Annotated in this window: 12 protein-coding genes and 1 pseudogene; 8 read left to right on the forward strand and 5 right to left on the reverse strand. The window is 72.4% G+C overall.

The features are described 5' to 3' along the window. Nucleotides 1-307 precede the first annotated feature (307 nt). A pseudogene (locus tag LX15_RS09455) lies at nt 308-424 on the reverse strand (IS5-like element ISMt1 family transposase); the annotation flags it as partial. A gap of 253 nt (nt 425-677) precedes the next feature. Then, complete coding sequence (gene malQ, locus LX15_RS09460; RefSeq protein WP_253669141.1) at nt 678-2,639, reverse strand: 4-alpha-glucanotransferase; 1,962 nt, start codon at nt 2,637-2,639, stop codon at nt 678-680. 274 nt (nt 2,640-2,913) lie between these two features. Here malQ and glgX point away from each other — a divergent pair, with 274 nt between their 5' ends. The 6 genes from glgX (at nt 2,914) to LX15_RS09490 (ending at nt 14,755) form a co-directional block, all read left to right on the forward strand. After that, nucleotides 2,914-5,076, forward strand: a complete 2,163-nt coding sequence (glgX, locus tag LX15_RS09465; RefSeq protein WP_253669142.1) for a glycogen debranching protein GlgX — start codon at nt 2,914-2,916, stop codon at nt 5,074-5,076. Continuing rightward, a complete protein-coding gene (gene treY, locus LX15_RS09470) occupies nt 5,076-7,466 on the forward strand; it encodes a malto-oligosyltrehalose synthase (protein WP_253669143.1) in 2,391 nt (796 codons plus the stop codon). The genes glgX and treY overlap by 1 nt, the downstream gene beginning before the upstream one ends. A 98-nt stretch (nt 7,467-7,564) precedes the next feature. Continuing rightward, nucleotides 7,565-9,361, forward strand: a complete 1,797-nt coding sequence (gene treZ / locus LX15_RS09475; RefSeq protein WP_372502548.1) for a malto-oligosyltrehalose trehalohydrolase — start codon at nt 7,565-7,567, stop codon at nt 9,359-9,361. A gap of 446 nt (nt 9,362-9,807) precedes the next feature. Further along, nucleotides 9,808-10,845, forward strand: a complete 1,038-nt coding sequence (locus LX15_RS09480; protein ID WP_253669144.1) for a chitinase — start codon at nt 9,808-9,810, stop codon at nt 10,843-10,845. Nucleotides 10,846-11,985: 1,140 nt separating this feature from the next. Next, nucleotides 11,986-14,184 carry a bifunctional polysaccharide deacetylase/glycosyltransferase family 2 protein gene (locus LX15_RS09485; RefSeq protein WP_253669145.1) on the forward strand — a complete coding sequence of 733 codons (2,199 nt, stop codon included), beginning with the start codon at nt 11,986-11,988 and terminating at the stop codon, nt 14,182-14,184. Nucleotides 14,185-14,341: 157 nt separating this feature from the next. Beyond that, the gene (locus tag LX15_RS09490) at nt 14,342-14,755 is read left to right on the forward strand and encodes a winged helix-turn-helix transcriptional regulator (protein ID WP_301304299.1); all 414 of its coding nucleotides are present in this window, start codon (nt 14,342-14,344) and stop codon (nt 14,753-14,755) included. A 172-nt stretch (nt 14,756-14,927) separates the two neighbouring features. Here LX15_RS09490 and LX15_RS09495 read toward each other — a convergent pair whose 3' ends face one another. Next, complete coding sequence (locus LX15_RS09495; protein WP_253669146.1) at nt 14,928-15,800, reverse strand: NAD(P)-dependent oxidoreductase; 873 nt, start codon at nt 15,798-15,800, stop codon at nt 14,928-14,930. A 98-nt stretch (nt 15,801-15,898) separates the two neighbouring features. On the opposite strand from LX15_RS09495, the gene LX15_RS09500 reads away from it, so the two are divergent. Further along, a complete protein-coding gene (locus tag LX15_RS09500; RefSeq protein ID WP_253669147.1) occupies nt 15,899-16,300 on the forward strand; it encodes a MerR family transcriptional regulator in 402 nt (133 codons plus the stop codon). Nucleotides 16,301-16,403: 103 nt separating this feature from the next. Beyond that, on the forward strand, nt 16,404-17,318 hold the full coding sequence (locus LX15_RS09505) for an SDR family oxidoreductase (RefSeq protein WP_253669148.1): 915 nt from the start codon (nt 16,404-16,406) through the stop codon (nt 17,316-17,318). A gap of 312 nt (nt 17,319-17,630) precedes the next feature. Here the strand turns inward: LX15_RS09505 and LX15_RS09510 are convergent, their stop codons facing one another. Further along, nucleotides 17,631-18,257: a hypothetical protein gene (locus LX15_RS09510; RefSeq protein WP_253669149.1), complete on the reverse strand. Its 627-nt coding sequence runs from the start codon at nt 18,255-18,257 to the stop codon at nt 17,631-17,633. 65 nt (nt 18,258-18,322) lie between these two features. After that, nucleotides 18,323-19,624 (reverse strand): aspartate--tRNA(Asn) ligase, encoded by a 1,302-nt coding sequence (aspS, locus tag LX15_RS09515; protein ID WP_253669150.1) that lies wholly within the window; start codon nt 19,622-19,624, stop codon nt 18,323-18,325. Between the last annotated feature and the right edge of the window lie 220 nt (nt 19,625-19,844).

A 19,844-nucleotide genomic window follows, 5' to 3' on the forward strand; every position in this document is an offset into this window, starting at 1 on the left:
GTGCCCCACCAACACCCCGCCCTACGCGATGACGTCCACACCGTCACCAGCACGGATAAACAGAAACCCCGCCACGGCAAGAAGCCGCCGAGCAAACCCAAGACCCCGCACAACAGGTGAGAACTCAAGCGAGGTCCTGTCCTGTGAGTCTGTGCGGAGCCGGAGGATCGTGGCGGCGATGGTGAGTTCAGCCCGGAAGTAGGCGGTTCGTCTGACAAGGCGCGACCAGGTCGCGGAACTACCTGAGTCGGTTGAAGCAGCGCTCGACGACGATTCGACCGCGTCGCTCCCGTTCCACCGCGATCGCGTCGAGCAGTGGCAGCAGTGGTGGGTTGTCGCCGGCCTGGCCTGGGGCGAGCGGGATCGACATCGGCAGGCCATGTCCGTCGACAGCGAAGTGGATCTTGCTGGTCAGCCTGCCGCGGGGCGAGTCGACGGTGATGGTCCCCTCGACCGCGCCGACGGAGCCATCCTTGATGAACACCTCGTCGAGGATGCGCTCCCAGGTGCCGTCAGCGGTCGGGATCGCGGTGATCATTTGCGGTTGATCGCGCCCGCGACACCCGTTCCCCGCTACGACGGGCAGCAACGGCTCGGTTCGCACCCCCGCCCTGTCCGTCAGCTCACCACCCCGTCGTGATCAGCAAGGGCAGCCCAGAATCCCCACAGGACACGCACTAGCCCGTGAACTGGCTCAGCCACGCGGAGAACAGCGCGGCGGTGCGGCGCATCGCCGGGTTCTCCCGCAGCTCCTCCAACGTCAACGGCAGCGGGAGCCGCCAGTTCGGGTACTCGTCGGTGGTGCCGGGCAGGTTGGGCTGACGGGTCTCACCCAGCACGTCCGCCGGGGAGGCGAGCAGCAGCCGGCACGGGGTGCGGGCGAGCAGGCCGTGCATGGCCGAGACGAGGTCCTCGGTCCTGACCTCCCCGTCCAGCAGGCCCTCCCTGCGCAGCAACGCCACCAGCTCCGCGCGCTCGGCCTCGGCGCGGCGGGCCTCGGCGGCCGGGTCGTCCAGCAGCCCCAGGTCGGCCCTGGCCCTGACGTGCTCGCCCCGCAGGAAGCCGGCGGCGGTGGGCAGGTCGTGGGTGGAGATGCTGGCCACCGCCATGCGGGGCCACCGCTGGGGCGCGAGCAGCGGGCGCTCCGGCGCGTCCTCGTCGCGCTGGAACCACAGCACCGCCGTGCCGAGCGTCCCCTGCTCCCCCAGGCGCTGGCGCACCTCCTCCTCGACCGTCCCCAGGTCCTCGCCGATCACCATGGCCCACGCGCGCTGGGCCTCCAGCGCCAGCACCGCGAGCATCGCCTCGGCGTCGTAGTGGACGTAGGTGCCGCGCGAGGGCGGCTCGCCCTCCGGGATCCACCACAGCCGCCACAGCCCCATGACGTGGTCGAGCCGGACTCCGCCGGCGTGCCGGAACGTGGCGCGCAGCAGGTCCCGCAGCGGCTGGTAGCCGACCTCGGCCAGCCGGTCGGGCCGCCACGGCAGGAGCCCCCAGTCCTGGCCGTGCTGGCTGAAGGCGTCCGGCGGCGCGCCGATCGTCACGCCCTCGGCGAGGACGTCCTGCAACGCCCACGCGTCGGCCCCGGCGGGGTCCACGCCCACCGCGAGGTCGTGGACGATGCCCAGCGGCATCCCGGCCGCCTGGGCGGCGTGCCGCGCGACCGCGAGCTGCACGGCGCACTGCTGTTGCAGCCAGGCGTGGAACCGGATGCGGGACCGCAGGGCCACGCTGGCGGTGGCGACGTCCTCGGCCTCGGGGTGGCGCAGCGCCGAGGGCCACCGCCGCCAGTCCGCGCCGTGGAACTCCGCGAGCGCGCAGAAGGTGGCGTACTCCCTGAGCCCGGGCACCGCGTCCGGGTCGCCCGTGCGCCCCTCCCGCTGCCACAGCAGGTCCAGCGCCCGGCTCTTGGCCGCCCACACCGCGTCGTAGTCGATCAGGTCCGTGTCGGGCGGGCGCAGCTCGTCGACCAGGCGTCGGGTCTCGGCGTCGGCGCGCACGTAGGCGGCGGTGTCGGTGACCCGGAGGTAGAGGGGGTTGGTGAAGCGCCGGCTGGACGGCGAGTAGGGCGAGGCGGGCACGGGGTGCACCGGGGTGATCGCGTGCAGGGGGTTGCACAGCACCAGCCCCGCGCCGAGTTCGTCCCCGGCCCACCGGGCGAAGTCCCGCAGGTCGCCGAGATCGCCCATGCCCCAGGACGCGGCGGAGCGCAACGCGTAGAGCTGGAGGGACCACCCCCAGGCGTGGGGCGCCGCCGGCAGCCGGGGTGGGGCCACGACCAGGGAGACCTCGTCGCGGTCCAGCACGAGCCGGTGGTAGCCGAGGGGCAGGTCGGGTGGCAGGCCGTCGGGCAGGCCGCGCTCGGTGCCGTCCTCGCACCGCAGCACGGCCGAGCCCGGCAGGGGCCGGTGCTCGCCGACGCGGTGGGCGAGCGTGCGGGGCAGGGGGCGTCGTTGGGAGGCCACGTCCGCGGCGCGCAGCGCCTCGCGCACCGCCTCCGGTCCGTCCGCGTCCACGCCGAGCGCCGCCAGGACCTTGACGACGACGTCGTCGTCGACCTCGGTCCGCTGACGCTGGTCGTTCTCGTACCAGGTGGCCACGCCGTGCGCCGTGGCGAGCCGGGCTAGCTCGGTGTCCACGACAGCCGATGGTGCCAGCAGTGGGCGCGGCCCTCGTTCCCACTCGCCAGGATTCCCCGCTCGTACACCGGGACGGGTGACGGCCGGCGCGCCGCACGGGACGGGTCGGCGCGGAACGAGTGCGGACCGAGCGCGGAACGGGGTCGGGCGGCGGGTGGGGACCCGACGGACCCGACGGACCGGGCGGACCCGGCGGACCGGGCGGTCCCGGAGTGGGGTGAGGGCGCGGACTGTCGCCGCGCACCGGGCCATCCACTGTGGTACCGAGTGCGATGTGATGCAGTGGCCGGGCTCGCCCTATCCCCTGGGCGCGACCTACGACGGGGCCGGAACGAACTTCTCGTTGTTCTCCGAGGTGGCCGAGCGGGTCGAGCTGTGCCTGTTCGACGACGACGGCCGGGAGCGCCGGGTGGACCTGCGGGAGGTCGACGGGTTCGTGTGGCACGCGTACCTGCCTCGGGTGACGCCGGGGCAGCGGTACGGCTACCGGGTCCACGGCCCGTTCGCCCCGGAGTCGGGGGCGCGCTGCAACCCGAACAAGCTGTTGATCGACCCGTACGCGAAGGCGATCACCGGGGACCTGCGGTGGAACGAGGCGCTGTTCGGCTACCTGCTGGGCAGCGGCGAGCGCAACGACGCCGACTCCGCGCCCTACCTGCCCAAGGCGGTGGTGGTCGACCCGTTCTTCGACTGGAGCAACGACCACCCTCCGCGCCGGCCGTACAACGAGTCGGTCATCTACGAGGCCCACGTGCGGGGGATGACGATGCGTCATCCCGACCTGCCCGAGGAGTTGCGGGGCACGTACGCGGGGATGGGGCACCCGGCGGTGACCGAGTACCTCACCCGGCTCGGGGTCACGGCCGTCGAGCTGATGCCGGTGCACCACTTCGTCGACGAGCACCACCTCGTCCGCCGTGGACTGACCAACTACTGGGGCTACAACACCATCAGCTACTTCGCGCCGCACGAGCGCTACGCCGCGAACCGGGGGCAGGGCCGGCAGGTGCAGGAGTTCAAGTGGATGGTGCGGTCGCTGCACCAGGCGGGGATCGAGGTGATCCTCGACGTGGTCTACAACCACACCGCCGAGGGAAACCACCTGGGGCCGACGCTGTCGCTGCGGGGGATCGACAACGCGGCCTACTACCGGCTGGTGGCGAACGATCCCCGGTACTACATGGACTACACGGGGACGGGGAACTCACTCAACGTCCGCCACCCGCACACCCTCCAACTGATCATGGACTCGCTGCGGTACTGGGTGACGGAGATGCACGTCGACGGGTTCCGGTTCGACCTGGCCGCCACCCTGGCCAGGGAGTTCTACGACGTGGACCGGCTCAGCGCGTTCTTCGACATCGTGCAGCAGGACCCGGTGGTCAGCAGGGTCAAGCTGATCGCGGAGCCGTGGGACGTCGGGCCCGGCGGCTACCAGGTCGGCAACTTCCCTCCACTGTGGACGGAATGGAACGGGAAGTTCCGGGACACCGTGCGGGACTTCTGGCGGGGCGAGCCGGAGACGCTGGCCGAGTTCGCCTCGCGCATCACCGGCTCCTCCGACCTCTACCAGGACGACGGTCGCCGCCCCTACGCGTCGGTCAACTTCGTGGCCTCGCACGACGGGTTCACCCTCACCGACCTCGTGTCCTACAACGAGAAGCACAACGAGGACAACGGGGAGGACAACCTCGACGGCCACGACGACAACAGGTCGTGGAACTGCGGCGCGGAGGGTCCCACGGACGACGCGGTGGTGCTGGAGCTACGGACCCGGCAGCGCAGGAACCTGCTGGCGACGTTGTTCCTGTCGCAGGGGGTGCCGATGCTGCTGCACGGCGACGAGTTCGGCCGCACGCAGCACGGCAACAACAACGCCTACTGCCAGGACAACGAACTGTCCTGGTTGGACTGGTCGTTGGCGGCCAAGAACGAGGAGCTGTTGGCGTTCACCCGGTCCCTGGCCGAGCTGCGGCGCGCCCACCCGGTGTTCCGGCGGCGGCGGTTCTTCCGGGGCCGCCCGCTGCGCCGGAACGACGAGCTGCGGGACATCGCGTGGTTCACGCCGAGCGGCGAGGAGATGACCGAGCAGGACTGGGAGTGCGGCTTCGGCCGCTCGGTGTCGGTCTTCCTCAACGGGGACGGCATCCCGGACGTGGACCGGTTGGGCCGGCGGGTCACCGACGACTCGTTCCTGCTGTGCTTCAACGCCCACGACGGGGCGATCGACTTCGTGATGCCGGACGTGGAGTACGGCGACGAGTGGACCGTGGTGCTGGACACGGCCTCGGGCGAGGTGCTCGGCTGTGGCTGCGGGAAGGTCACCGGCGTGGTGGCCGGGGGCAGGCCCACCCGGCCCCGCCAGGCCCCGGCCAGGGGCGTGCTGCCGATGGGCCCGCGCACGCTGGTCGTGCTCGAACGGACCAGGCGAGCGTGATGACCGGCCCGGACCGGCCCACGCCGCCGACGTCGACCTACCGGCTCCAACTCGGCCCCGGGACCACCTTCGCCGACGCGGCCGCGCTGGTCGACTACCTGTCCGCGTTGGGTGTCGGAGCGCTCTACTCCTCCCCCGTCCTCCAGGCCGCCCCCGGATCGACGCACGGCTACGACGTCACCGACCCGACGCGCGCCTCGCGGGAGTTGGGCGGCGAGGAGGGGTTGCGGGCGTTGGCCGCACGGCTCCGCGAGCACGGCATGGGTCTGCTGGTGGACCTGGTGCCCAACCACATGGGCGTGGCTGACGCGCACGCCAATCCGTGGTGGTGGGACGTGCTGCGACATGGCCCGGCGTCGCGGTACGCGCGGTTCTTCGACATCGACTGGGGCCGGGGGCCGTTGCTGTTGCCGGTGTTGGCCGACGACGGGGACGGCGGGGCGGCGGCGCTGACCGAGCTGGCGATCGACGGCGACTGTCTGACGTACGGCGAGCGCCGCTTCCCCCTCGCGCCGGGCAGCGCCGACGGCGACGACGGCGACGACGGCGACGACGGCGACGACGGCGACGACGGCGACGACGTGGGAGTGGTCCACGAGCGCCAGCACTACCGACTGGTGTCCTGGCGCAGGGGCAACACTGATCTGAACTACCGACGGTTCTTCGACATCTCCGAGTTGGCCGCCGTCCGGGTGGAGGACCCGGAGGTGTTCGCCGCGACGCACGAGGCCGTGCTGCGGTGGGTCGGCGAGGGCCTGGTGACGGGCCTGCGCATCGACCATCCGGACGGGCTGGCCGACCCCGGCGGATACCTGCGGCGGCTGCGTGCCGCCGCGCCCGGCGCGTGGCTCGTGGTGGAGAAGATCCTGGCCATCGGTGAGTCGTTGCCGGTCTCCTGGCCGGTCGACGGCAGCACGGGGTACGACGCGCTGCGGGAGGTCTGCGGGGTGTTCGTCGACCCCAACGGCGAGAGGACCCTCACAGAGCTGTCCACTGTGGAGTGTGGCGGGTGGGACCCGCGCGGCGAGGAGCACGTGTGCCGTCGTGAGATCGGTGAGCGGGTCCTGCGGGCCGAGGTGCGGAGGATCGCGGCCCTGGCTCCCGGCGTCGACCGGGAGCGCGTGGAGCAGGCGGTGATCGAGCTGCTGGCCGCCTTCCCGGTCTACCGCTCGTACCTCCCCGAAGGCCGCGCGGCCTTCGACGCGGCGGTCGCCACGGCTCGCGAGCGTCGACCCGAGCTGGCGGCCGAGATCGACGGCGTGGCCGGGGCGGTCCTCGCCGCGCCGGACGCGGAGTTGGCCACCCGACTCCAGCAGACCTCGGGGATGGTCATGGCCAAGGGAGTGGAGGACACGGCGTTCTACCGCTGCCCTCGGCTCGTGGCGCTCAACGAGGTGGGCGGCGACCCCGCGCGCTTCGGGGTCCCGGTCGCGGAGTTCCACGAGCGCGCCGCCGCCCGCGAGGCCGGATGGCCGGCCACGATGACCACGTTGTCCACTCACGACACCAAGCGGTCCGAGGACGTGCGGGCCCGCCTGGCGGTGGTGTCGGAGCTGGCCGACGAGTTCGCCTCGGCGGCCCGGAAGTGGTCGGCCCGGTGCGGGTTGCCCGAGCCAACGTTGAACCTGCTGGCGTGGCAGACCCTGGTGGGTGCCTGGCCGATCGACTCGGGGCGGCTCAGGGCGTACCTGGCGAAGGCGGCCAGGGAGGCCAAGCTCCGCACGAGCTGGACCGACCCCGACCCGGACTTCGACGCGGCGGTGGAGGCGTGGCCGGAGGCGGTGTGGGCCGACGAGGACCTGCTGGCCGACGTCGGGGCGTTCGTCGGGCGCGTGCGGGAGCCCGGATGGTCGAACGCGCTGGGGCAGAAGATCACGCAGTTGGCGGGACCAGGGGTCCCGGACGTCTACCAGGGCAGTGAGCTGTGGGATCTGTCCTTGGTGGACCCGGACAACCGGCGTCCGGTGGACTTCGCGCGGCGACGGAGACTGTTGCGCCGTCTGGACTCGGGCTGGCTTCCCCCTGTCGACGACAGCGGAGCGGCGAAGTTGCACGTGACCGCCACCGTGCTGCGCCTGCGCCGGGACCGTCCCCTGTCGTTTCGCTGCTACCGTCCACTGTGGGCGGAGGGCGCGGCCGCCGGGCACTGTCTCGCCTTCGCCAGGGGCAGCGACGCCGAGGTGGTGGTCGTGGCCACCCGGCTGCCCGTGGGATTGGCGCGCGAGGGCGGGTGGCGGGACACCATGCTGCCGTTGCCCGGCCCTCGCCACGGCGGTGGCGGCCGGTGGACCAACCTGATCACCCGACGGCCGGTCACGGGCCCGTTTCCGCTCCTGGCCGACCTGCTCGCCCGGTACCCGGTCGCGCTGTTGCTCAGGGAGGACCAGTGACCCACACCGACGCGACCGCACGACCGCCGAGCGACGTCTCGGAGTTCCCTGACCGCCCGGAGTTCCCCACCGCATCCACGCCCACCGGGGGCTTGACCGTGTGGGCGCCGCACCGGTCCCGCGTGGCCCTCTGGCTGGACGGGAACGTCCACGAAATGCGCCGGGGCAACCAGGACCTCTGGCACACGACGTGTGATCTTCCACCCCACGGTGTCGACTACGGCTTCCTCCTGGACGACGCCAGCACCCCGCTCCCCGACCCGCGTTCGCTGTGGCAGCCCCGGGGCGTGCACGCACCCTCCCGCCGCTACGACCACCGCACGTTCCGCTGGACCGACCAGGGATGGACCGGACGCGCCCTGATGGGGAGCGTGATCTACGAGCTGCACGTCGGCACCTTCACCGAGCGGGGCACGTTCGACGCCGCGATCGACCGCCTCGACCACCTGGTGTCGCTGGGCGTCGACTTCGTCGAGGTCATGCCCGTCAACGCCTTCGACGGACCGCACGGCTGGGGCTACGACGGCGTGCTGTGGTACGCGGTGCACGAACCCTACGGCGGGCCGGACGGGTTCAAGCGCTTCGTCGACGCCTGCCACGCGCGCGGCCTGGCCGTGCTGCTGGACGTGGTCTACAACCACCTCGGGCCGTCCGGCGCCTGTCTCGGCGAGTTCGGCCCGTACTTCACCGGGAGCACGCCCTGGGGTCCGGCGCTGAACCTGGACGGCCCCGGCTCGGACGAGGTCCGGCGCTACGTCGTGGACAACGCGCTGGGCTGGTTGCGGGACTTCCACGTCGACGGCCTGCGGCTGGACGCCGTGCACGCGCTGGTGGACCGGCGCGCCACTCCCCTGCTGGAGGAGCTGGCGGCGGAGGTGGACGCGCTGGCCGCGCACCTGCGCCGGCCGCTGACCCTGGTCGCCGAGTCCGATCTCAACGACCCGCGCCTGGTCACCGCGAGGGAGGCGGGCGGCCACGGCCTGCACGCGCAGTGGAACGACGACGTGCACCACTGCCTGCACACGGCGCTGACCGGCGAGCGGCAGGGCTACTACGCCGACTTCGGCTCGTTGACCGCGCTGGCGGCGACGCTGCGGGAGGGCTTCTTCCACGCGGGGACCTGGTCGTCGTTCCGGGGGCGGTCCCACGGCCGCCCGGTGGACACGCGACGGCTGCCGGGACACCGGTTCGTGGCCTTCCTCCAGAACCACGACCAGGTGGGCAACCGGGCCACCGGGGACCGGCTCTCCGCGTCCTTGTCGCCAGGGCTGCTGGCCTGTGGAGCGGCGATCCTGTTGTGCTCCCCGTACACCCCGATGCTGTTCATGGGTGAGGAGTGGGGCGCGGGCACGCCGTGGCAGTTCTTCGCGTCGTTCCCCGACCCCGAGCTGGCCGAGGCGGTCCGCCGAGGCCGGCGGGCGGAGTTCGCCGAGCACGGCTGGGGCGCGGCCGAGGTCCCCGACCCGATCTCCCCCGAGACGGTGGAACGGTCGCGTTTGGACTGGTCGGAGCCGGGGCGCGGCTGGCACCGCGAGCTGTTGTCCCTCTACCGCGCGCTGGTCGCGCTGCGGCGCGCCCGGCCCGCGTTGTCCGACCCCTGGCTGGACCGGCTCGGCGTGGACGTCGACGAGGACGCGCGGTGGATCGTGCTGCACCGCACGGACGGCCGGGGCGACGAGGTCCATCTGGCCTGCAACCTGGGTCAGGAGGCGGTGCGGGTCCCGGTGGCCGGCGTCGATCTCGACGTCCTGCTCTCCAACGGCACGGCCACCCCGGACGTGGCCGGTGACGGCCATCCGGGATGGGTCGAGCTGGGTCCGGAGACGTTCGCGGTCCTCGCGGCGCGCGTCGGCCCACGACGCCCGCCCGTCGGGCCGTCGTCGTCAGTGGTGTGACCACGGGGGCGGGACCGAAACCGATCGGGTACGACTTCGCTCGTTGGAAGGAAAACGTCGTCAGCTCTTGACACGACGGCCGCTGCCGCGGAGTCAAGGCCGCGACGCGGGAGAACGTGTTTTCACTCGAACAGGCTGGGCTCCCGGAACGGGGTTGGCCGCGCCGGCATCCCGACTTACGGTGAGCTTCGATCGACCATCGAACGGCTGACACTGTGCTGACACTGTTCAGCGCGTGACCGCCCCAGCAGGTGACGACGCGGCTGGGGACGCGACCCGGCGTGGAGGCGGGACGGCGCTCCCGGGATTCGTCAGGAGACCCAGGACCCGCCACCTCGCACCACTGCACCGGCGATTCGGACGACGGAAACCTGACGAATCCGTCCGAACGACTCCCGCACCAGGGACCCCGCCCAGCACGGGGAATCGAGCACGGGGGACGCGCGATGAGACAACGCCACACCCGACCGAGCCGCGAGCGCCGCGCGCGGCACGTCCGGGGTGGACTGTCCCGCCTCGCCGTGCTCCTCCTGCTCGGCGGGGTGACCGCGAACTGCGAGCGGGGCGGGGACCCACCAGCCGAGCAACGGCCGCGCGCCCGCTTCGCCCCCTACGTCGAGGTCACCTCCTCGCGGCCCAACCTGCTGGAGGTCCTGGACGCCACCGGCCAACGCGACTTCACGCTGGCGTTCGTGCGCGCCGACGGCCACCGGTGCTCGGTGGTCTGGGACGGCGGACTGCCGCTGCGCGACCCCGGCCTGCTGCACGAGATCGACGCGCTGACCGCGCGCGGTGGCTCGGTCACCGTGGCGACGGGCGGCGCGAACGGCCCGTATCTGGAGCACCACTGCGCCACGCCCGAGGACCTGGCGGCCACCTACCGGCAGGCCCTCGACGCGGTGGGGACCAACCGGCTCGACGTGGACATCGAGGAGGACGTGCCGGCGGAGCGCGTGAACCAGGCGCTCGGCCTGCTGCGCCGGGAGCGCGGCACCACCGTCACCTACACCCTGCCGGCCACCCGGGACGGGCTCGAACCGCGGGCGTTGTCCCTCCTGGCCGACGCGGCGGGACGCGGGCTGGAGGTCTCGGTCAACGCCATGGTCATGAACTTCGGCCGCGACGCCGCGCAGGGTGACGCCGCGCAGGGTGACGCGATGCTGGCCTCGGCGCGCCGGGTGGTGGACCAGTTGCACCGGATCTGGCCGGATCGGGCTCCGGAGTGGGTACACCAGCGACTGGGGCTGACCCCGATGATCGGCCGCAACGACGACGGCACGGTCACCACGGCCGACGACGCGCGGCGGCTGCGGGCCTTCGCCGACCAGCACGGCGTGGGGCACCTCGGCTTCTGGTCGCTGGCCAGGGACAACGGTCGCTGTCCCGGCAGGGCCGACGCCGCGTCGGACTGTAGCGGGATCGAGCAGTCCCCCTACGAGTTCACGAGGATTCTCGCCCACGCGCAGCGGGACGGCGGCGGCTGACCCGGCGCGGGGGCGGGGCGATCGGGGGCTGAGAACCATGGCCAACGAGATCAACGGCGGGTCCGGCGGGCCCGTGTTCGTCGACGACAGCGGACGCCGGCAACGCCGGCTGACCAGGGTGGCCTCACTCGCCTCCGGGCTGTGCCTGTCGTTCCTGACCGCGGTGGCGATCAGTCTGGTCGGCACGCTGTCCGGTCCCCCTGTCGGGCTGCCGAGGAGCGCGAACGCGCCGGTCGAGATGGGGCCGTTCCTCCCCGAGGACCCCGAGGACACAGAGGGGACAGAGGGAACAGAGGGGGCAGAGGGGACAGAGGGGGTCGAGGGAACGGACGGAGCGGACGACGGGGACGACGGCGGCGGTCAGTCCATTGTGGACGATGCCACCCCGCCCGGAGGCGAGGAGCTGGGCCGTCCCGAGAACCTGCCACACCGCGCCACCCGGCCGTCCGTCAACACGGTGGTGGTTCCGCCTCGGCAGGCCCGCTCACCGGCGCGGGTGGAGGCGCTGCGCGTGCTGCTGCGGCCGTCGCCCGTGGGCGAGACGGGCCGCGCCGCGCCGACGGATCGGGACACCGCCTCCGCCCTGCCACCGCCGGTCACGGCGGACGCGCCAGCCATGCCGAGTCAACCCCCGAACCCATCCCCGCATCAGGTGAATCCGCCACCGGCGGCGCCGGTGCCGCCGCCGTCAGCGCTCCCACCGCCCTCGGCGCCCTCCCCGCCGCGGCCCGCGCAACCCGCGCGCCCGGCTCCCGCGTCGCCGGGTCCGGTTCCCCCTGCCCGGCCCCCTGCCCGGCCACCTGTCCAGCCTCCGCCCGCGAACCCGGCTCCGCCGGCGCCCCCGGCGTCGACGACCGGCGCCCCGCCCGCTCCGACCGCCTCCGTCCTCCCCCCACCTCGGCCCGCCCCACCGGCCCGGCCAGCACGCCCCTCGGCCGCGCCGGCCCCTCCCTCCCTGCCCGGCACGAGCGGTAACCCTCCGTCAACCACCGGGGCTCCCACCGCGCCCGCGACGGGGACGTCAACCGCCTTGCCGGCACGCCCGACGGACCCGCGACCGCGCCCGCCCGTCGCGTCCCGGCCGCTGCCGCCGTTCGTGCCGCCCTTCGTCCTGCCGCCGAGGATGCCGAGGATCCCGCAATGAGCCGGCGGCGCCGGCGGGACGGGACGCCTCCGCCGCGAGCCGTCCCCCGGCGGCTCGTCGTCCCGCGTCGGCCGGGCTGGTTCGTGGCGGTGATCGGCCTGCTGTTCCTGGCCTGCCTGCTCGTCGGCAACGGCCTGGTGCACTCCGAGATCGGTGTGGACGCGCACCGCCAGCCGCTGGGCGGCCACGACCAGGTGCCCGCGTCGGTGTTGGAGGGCGGGCCGGTCCTCGACGGCCGGCGCGACCCGGTGCGCTCGTTCACGCCGCCGCCGCGCACGGTGGCGCTGACCTTCGACGACGGTCCCGATCCACAGTGGACACCCCAGGTGCTGGACGTCCTGCGCCGGCACGGCGTGCGGGGGACGTTCATGGTGGTCGGCTCGCTGGTCACCCGGCACCCCGGGCTGGCGCGCGACATCGGCGACAGCGGGTCGGAACTGGGCGTCCACACCTTCACCCACCCCGACCTGCGCACCAGCTCCGACACGCGCCTGCGGGAGGAGCTGTCGGCCAGCCAGCTCGCGCTCGCCGGGGCCGCCGGGATCACCACCTACCTGATGCGCCCGCCCTACGCCTCTGGCCCCAGCTCACTGGACGACCTGGGCATGCGGACCGTGCGGGCCGCCGGCGCGCTCGGGTTCGTCACCGTGCTCAGCGACGTGGACAGCCGCGACTGGGCGACGCAGGACGCGGAGACGATCGTGCGGCACGCGACGCCGGAACGGGACCGGGGCGCGGTGGTGCTGCTGCACGACGCCGGCGGCGACCGCGCCCAGACCGTGGCCGCGCTGGACAGGCTGATCCCGCGGCTCAAGGACAGGGGCTACCGGATCACCACCGTCTCCGACGCGCTCGGCCTGCCCCCGGCCAACCAGCCGGCGCAGGTGTCGGACCGGATCAGGGGGCTCGTGGTGGTCGCGGCGGTGGGCGTGGCCACGACCCTGGTCGGGGCCATGGCCTGGCTGCTGCTGGCGACCGGCGTGCTGATGATCGCGCGCCTGCTGCTGATGATCCTGCTCGCGCGCCGGCACCACCGGCGGCGGCGGGACCCCGGGTGGAGCTGGGGACCGCCGGTCACCCGGCCGGTCTCGGTCGTGGTCCCCGCCTACAACGAGCGGGAGAACATCGCCGAGGTGGTGCGGGCGTTGGCCGCCAGCGACCACCCGGCCGAGGTGGTCGTGGTGGACGACGGGTCGACCGACGGCACCGGGGAGATCGTGTCCGCGCTCGGCCTGCCGGGCGTCACGGTCGTGCGGCAGCCGAACCAGGGCAAGCCGGCGGCGCTCAACACCGGGATCGCGCACGCCCGGCACGACATCGTCGTGCTGGTGGACGGTGACACGATCGTGGAACCCAGCGCGCTGCGCCTGCTAGCGCAGCCGTTCGCCGACCCGGCCGTGGGGGCGGTCTCGGGCAACGCGAAGGTCGCCAACCAGCGCCGGCTGATCGGCCGGTGGCAGTGCATCGAGTACGTGATGGGGTTCAACATCGACCGCCGGGTCTACGACACCCTCGGGTGCATGCCCACGGTGCCGGGCGCGGTCGGGGCGTTCCGCAGGGAGGCGCTGGAGCAGGTCGGGGGCGTCAGCGACGACACCCTGGCCGAGGACACGGACCTGACGATCGCGGTCGGCCGGCGCGGCTGGCGCATCGTCTACGAGGACGGGGCGCGGGCGTGGACCGAGGCGCCCACGACCTGGGGCCAGCTCTGGCGTCAGCGGTACCGGTGGAGCTACGGCACGATGCAGTCGATCTGGAAGCACCGGAGGGCGGTGTTCGAGCGCGGCGCGTCCGGCCGGTTCGGGCGGATCGGCCTGCCGCACCTGGCGGTGTTCCAGGTGCTTCTGCCGCTCCTCGCGCCGCTCGTCGACATCTTCCTGGTGTACGGGCTGCTGTTCCACCGGCCGTGGGAGACCGTGCTGGGCTGGTCGGGCGTGCTGCTGGTCCAGCTCCTCGGCGCGGTGTACGCCTTCCGGCTGGACCGTGAGCGGCTGCGGCTGCTGTGGCTGCTTCCCCTGCAACAGGTCGTCTACCGGCAGCTCATGTACGCGGTGCTCCTCCAGTCGATCACCACCGCGTTGGCCGGGGTGCGGATGCGGTGGCAGAAGCTCGACCGCCACGGCGTGCTCCCGGGCGATGGGAGCGGCCCGCCCCGCTCCCCACGCCCCGGCCCCGTCCCTGTTGACCTCGACTGAGGCGCCGAGAAGATCCTCGCTTGTCGTGGCGTTCCGCTAGTCGGAACCGGGGTTCCGGGATGAGCGGTGCCGGGACGGTACGAGCAGAGGGTGCGAAGATCGGCGATTACGTAGTATCCGATGTGGAGTAGGCACCTTCGCGATAGGTAGGTTCCCCATGGGTACTGTCAGGGACGAGCCCCGCGTCGTCTGGACGATCCCTCCGGAAGACTGCCCGTCACGCACGGTCATCGAGGTGCTGGCCAACCGGTGGGTGATGTACGTCCTGGGCATGCTGCGTCAGCACGGCGGCCCGATGCGGTTCAACCAGCTTCGCCGCAGCCTTCCCGGCATCACGCAGAAGATGCTGACGCAGACGCTGCGCATGTTGGAGCGGGATGGCCTGGTGAGCCGCACGGTCTATCCCACGGTGCCACCTCGCGTGGAGTACGGACTGACCGCGCTCGGTCAGGAGGCCAGCCACCTGGCCAGCGTCATCGGGGAATGGTCGACGGCGCACGCCGACGCGATCATGGCCGCGCGCGAGGACTACGACCGCCGCGCCGCGCTCGAACCGGAGCCGCTCCCCTGACCCTGCGCAACATCGCGGTCGGCGTGAGATCAGCTCGATAAAGGCGGCTGTTTTTCCGTCACCACAACGCTTTCTCACATCGTGCGGCGGCAGGGTCGGGGCCGGTCGTTCCGCACGCCGGCCCCGTCCGCCTGCCACACCCGTCTGACGAGGTCACGGGCGGGCATCGTGGTCATGACACAGCAGCACGCTGTTTCCGGAACACCTCGATCATGACCGAGTAGTTGTTCGCCGCGTATCCCTCCGCGATCGCCCGTTCGGCGAGCGTCCTCAGCGCAGCGGGAAAGTCGACGTCGACGCCCTGCTCCGCGCTGGTGCGCACGATGTGGTCCAGCGCGGTCAGGTTCATCTCCATGGAACCCGCGTCGCCCGGGTAGGTCCGCGCGTCGATCTGCGGGACCTCGGAGCGGAGGATCGTTCCGATGACGGAGGGCAGGAACCAGTCGAGCGCGATCCCGGCGAAGGACTCCACGCTGACCCCCGCCGTGCCGACCAGGGCCGCGGCGTGCAGGAAACCGTTGAGGGAGGCGTACATCATCCCGAGCAACGCGGTGTTGTACAGCACCGCCAGGCTCGGGTCCGCGCCGAGGTAGGTGGCTCCGCCGAGGCTCTCCAGCGCCGCCCGGTGGGCCGTGAACAGCGGCTCGGGTCCACTGTAGAGCAACACGGCGTCGGGGCGGCCCACGGCGGGGACCGGGACCATGATCGCACCGTCCAGGTAGCCGACGCTGTGCCCGTCGGCCCAGGACGCCGCCGCCCTCGCCTCCTCCGGGGTTCCCGAGCTGTGGTTGACCACGAGTCGACCCGACAAAGCGTCGGCGGCGGGGTCGAGAACCGCGTACATGGCCTCGTAGTCCTTCAGGCAGACGACGACCAGCGGGCTGGCCGCCACGGCCTCGGTGATGGTGTCCGCCCGGCGTGCACCCCTGGTGACCAGGGGTTCGGCGCGGTGCGGAGACCGGTTCCAGACGGTGGTGGGGTGGCCGTGGGCGAGGAGCGCGTCGGCCAGCGCGGCGCCCATCGGGCCGAGGCCGACGACGGTCACGGGAATGCGGTCCTGAGCCGCGGGGTTCGGAGTTGTCACACGGGTGAGGTTGGACTCTGACATTGGCGTGAGAGTCAATCCGACATGGCGGGAGTCACATGCGGATCGGGGAGCTGTCGCGACGGACCGGCGTCAGCGTGCGGTCACTGCGCTACTACGAGGAGCAGGGGCTGCTCAGCCCGGTCCGGCGGCCGAGTGGGTACCGCGAGTACGGCGAGGGGGACGTGACCACGGTGCGGGCCATCCGCCTCATGCTCGCCGCCGGCCTGAACACGGCCACGATCGCCGAACTGCTGCCGTGCATGGTCGAGGACGGGGAGCTGCTCACGCCGGCGTGTTCCGGGATGCTCCCCGACCTCCACCGCGAGCGGGAGCGGCTCAACGACGCCGTCGCGGAGCTGCTGGCGGCGCGCGACGTGCTGGACTCGATCATCGCGGCCACGGCGCCCGCACCCGACGGCGACCTGGTCTGCCCGGTCTCCCCCGGCCGGTCCGCCTGACCCCGGCGGGTCCGCCCGATCCCCGCGGGGCGGTGTGGCCTCGGTCGGGTCGGATCTCCCCGCGAGGACCCGATCTGTCGGTGGAGTCTGGTCTGATGGCTGGATGAGCAAACCGCTGGACGAGAAGGTGGCACTGGTCGCGGGGGCGACCCGGGGCGCGGGGCGCGGCATCGCGCGGGAGTTGGGCGCGGCGGGGGCGACGGTCTACGTGACCGGGCGCAGCACCCGGGAGCAGCGCTCGGAGATGGACCGCCCGGAGACCATCGAGGAGACCGCGGAGCTGGTCACCGCCGCGGGAGGGCGGGGGATCGCGGTCCAGGTGGACCACCTGGACCCCGAGCAGGTCCGCGCGCTGGTGGAGCGGATCGACCGGGAACAGGGCCGACTGGACGTCTTGGTCAACAACATCTGGGGTGGCGAGCTGCTGTTCAGTTGGGACCAGAAGCTCTGGGAGCACCCCCTGGACACGGGCCTGCACATCCTCCGGCTGGCCATCGACACCCACATCATCACCAGCCACCACGCCCTCCCGCTGCTGCTGCGAAACCCGGGTGGTCTGGTGGTCGAGATGACCGACGGCACGGCGGAGTACAACGCGGAGAACTACCGGGTCTCGTTCTACTACGACCTCGCGAAGGTCTCGGTGAACCGGATGGCCTTCGCCCAGGGGAAGGAGCTGGCCGAGCACGGGGCGACGGCGGTGTCGCTGACCCCGGGCTGGATGCGCTCGGAGATCATGCTGGACCACTACGGGGTCACCGAGGAGAACTGGCGCGACGCGCTGGAGAAGGAGCCGCACTTCGCCATCTCCGAGACTCCCGCGTACACCGGGCGGGCGGTCGCGGCCCTGGCCGCCGACCCGGACGTGCACCGGTGGAACGGCCAGTCGTTGTCCAGCGGCCAGCTCGCGAAGGTGTACGGGTTCACCGACGTCGACGGCAGCCAGCCGGACTGCTGGCGTTACGTGGTCGAGGTCCAGGACGCGGGCAAGCCCGCCGACGTGACCGGCTACCGCTGATCGGTTCCGTGACGCGGGCGGCCCCGCGTCCACGACGTCGGGTGGAGTCTGAGGTCGTGTAGACGGTGTTTCCCTGTGCGGACAAGGATTTCCCTTGGCCGCACGGGGTCCCTCCACCATCGCGCCGACGCCGAACGCGCTCACGGCGAGTGCGTTGACCACGACGAGCCGGAGATCGCTGCTCCCCAGTCGTCGTCTGGCGAGCGCGCTGGTCAGGGTGGTGCCACCATCGCCGGGGTGACGTCGTAGGCGGTCGGCGTCGACCTCGCCGGCGGCTCCTTGTGCCGGCGCGGGGAGGTCAGACGTCGGGAGTCAACGTCCCTCGTCCGCGTCCGCGTGGATCACCATGTCGATGAGGCGTGCCACGGTCAGCAGATCTCGGGTGTTGGCATCCCGGATCAAGCTGTGGGCGTCGGCGGGGAGTAGTCGCCGCCGGAGCGTGTCGACACGGACCGTGAGCTGTCGCCGCTGTGCGGAGGTGAGAAGGCCGTCGCAGGCGAGCACCTCGCGGACGCACTGGTCCAGTTCCCTGGCGTCCTCGTCATCAGGAACGAGAAGTGCCGGCACCCGGTGCCGGAGCCAGAACCGGAGCGCGTGCACCGCGGCCTCCCGAGCGGCGCCGTACCACCGGGTCGGGCGGTAGGGGTGATCGCTGAGGTGCGGACGGCGCCTCCCCTGCCGTTTGGCCGCCCGCCGAGCGGCGGCGTACCGGGCGATCTCGGCGTGCCACAGCGCCCGGCTCGCCTCGACCATTTCCAGTGCCCTGAGGAGAGCGCGTTCGTCCTGTCGGATCTGTCCGGCCCGCTCCCGGAGGAAGCTGAACGTGGCGTGGAAACCGATCGGCCGGTAGAGCTGCACGCACGAGCCGAGCGCCGACACGCGACGCCCATAGGGCAGCGAGGGATCGCGCACCTTCCGCGCGAAGTTGTTGAAGCTCAAGTGAAACCTCCGACACCACTTCGGTCGCTGTCATCGAACCAACCTCGCGCACGACGCCGACGCGCTCAGGGGTCAAGCCGGTGGAGGTCCCTGGGGAAGAGCGTCACCTCGCGGATGTTGTCCACACCGAGCAGGCGGGCCGTCCAGCGCTCCAGACCGATGGCGAAGCCGCCGTGTGGGGGCATCCCGTGGGCGAAGACGTCCAAATAGGACTGGTAAGGCTCCGGGTTCTCCCCGCGTGCGGCCAGCGCGGCGAGGTAGTCGGAGTGCCGGTGCAGCCGTTGCCCTCCCGTCACCAGTTCCAGCCCGCGGAAGAGCAGGTCGAAGCTGTTCGAGTACCCGGGCCGCGCCGGGTCCGGATGGGTGTAGAAGGGGCGTTTGGCCATCGGGTACCCGGTAACGAACAGGAACTCCGACCCGTGCGTGCGCAGCGCCCACCCGGACAACCAGCGTTCGTGCGCCGGAGCAAGGTCGGGTTCGCCCCGGGGGTCGTCGGGCATGTGCCGGGCCAGCAGCTCCTGCGCCTCGGTGAAGTGGATCTCGGGGATCTCGGCCGGGACGGACGGGAGCGCGGCGTCGAGCAGCTCGACGGCCGGGGCGGCCCGTTGGGCGACCGCGTCGACCATGCCCGCCACCACGTCCCGCAGCACGGCCATGACGTCGTGGTGGTCCGCGACGAAGCCCAGCTCGGCGTCCAGGCTGGTGTACTGCGCGAGGTGCCGGGTGGTGTCGTGCGGCTCGGCCCTGAAGACCGGCCCGACCTCATAGACCCGCTCGAACACGCCGACCAGGGCCTGTTTGAACATCTGCGGGGACTGCGCCAGGTAGGCGCGGCGCCCGAAGTAGTCGACGCCGAACACGGTCGCGCCGGACTCGGTGGCCGTCCCGACGAGCTTGGGGGTGTGGACCTCGGTGAAGCCGCGCGCGTCCAGCGCGGACCGGAACCCGGCGACGCTGGCCGCCGCGACCGCGAACCGCGCCCTGAGGCGCGGGTGGCGCAACGCCACGGGCGCGTGGTCCAGGATCGTGGGCAGCGTCGCGGAGACCGTGGGGCGGTACAGGTCGAACGGGGGCGCGACCACCGGCCCGGACAGGACCGAGACCACCGGCCGGGTGATCTCCGCGCCTCCCGGGGCGCTCGGGTTGTCGGTCACGAGGCCGACGACCTCGACGACGGTCTCCTCCGTCAGGTCCGGCCCCGCCTGCGTCTCTCCCGGTGGCAGGACGACCTGCGCCAGACCGGACCGGTCGCGCACGACCAGGAACGTCACGGACTTCAGCCGTCGGCGCCGGTGGACCCAGCCGGCGAGGCGAACGGTCTCGCCGACGTGTTGAGGCAGGTCGGCGGCCAGGGTACGAGAGATCATCTCTACTCCCGTCGGACATCGATGATCCCTTGGGAGTGCGGGCGAGAAGGGGGCTCGCGGTGCCACCGCACTTGCGCCGCCACCGGCGGAAAGCCGGGTGGCGGCCTCGTTGGCGCCCGGTCACGGGGGCGAACCGGCGGGGCATGGGGCGCGCCACCGGCTTGTGGCCGCCGTTCCTCCCCGCGCTCGGGAGGGTCTTCACCGACAGGGCGCGAGGCCG

Source organism: Streptoalloteichus tenebrarius, from assembly GCF_024171885.1.
In the GTDB taxonomy this organism is placed as follows: domain Bacteria; phylum Actinomycetota; class Actinomycetes; order Mycobacteriales; family Pseudonocardiaceae; genus Streptoalloteichus; species Streptoalloteichus tenebrarius.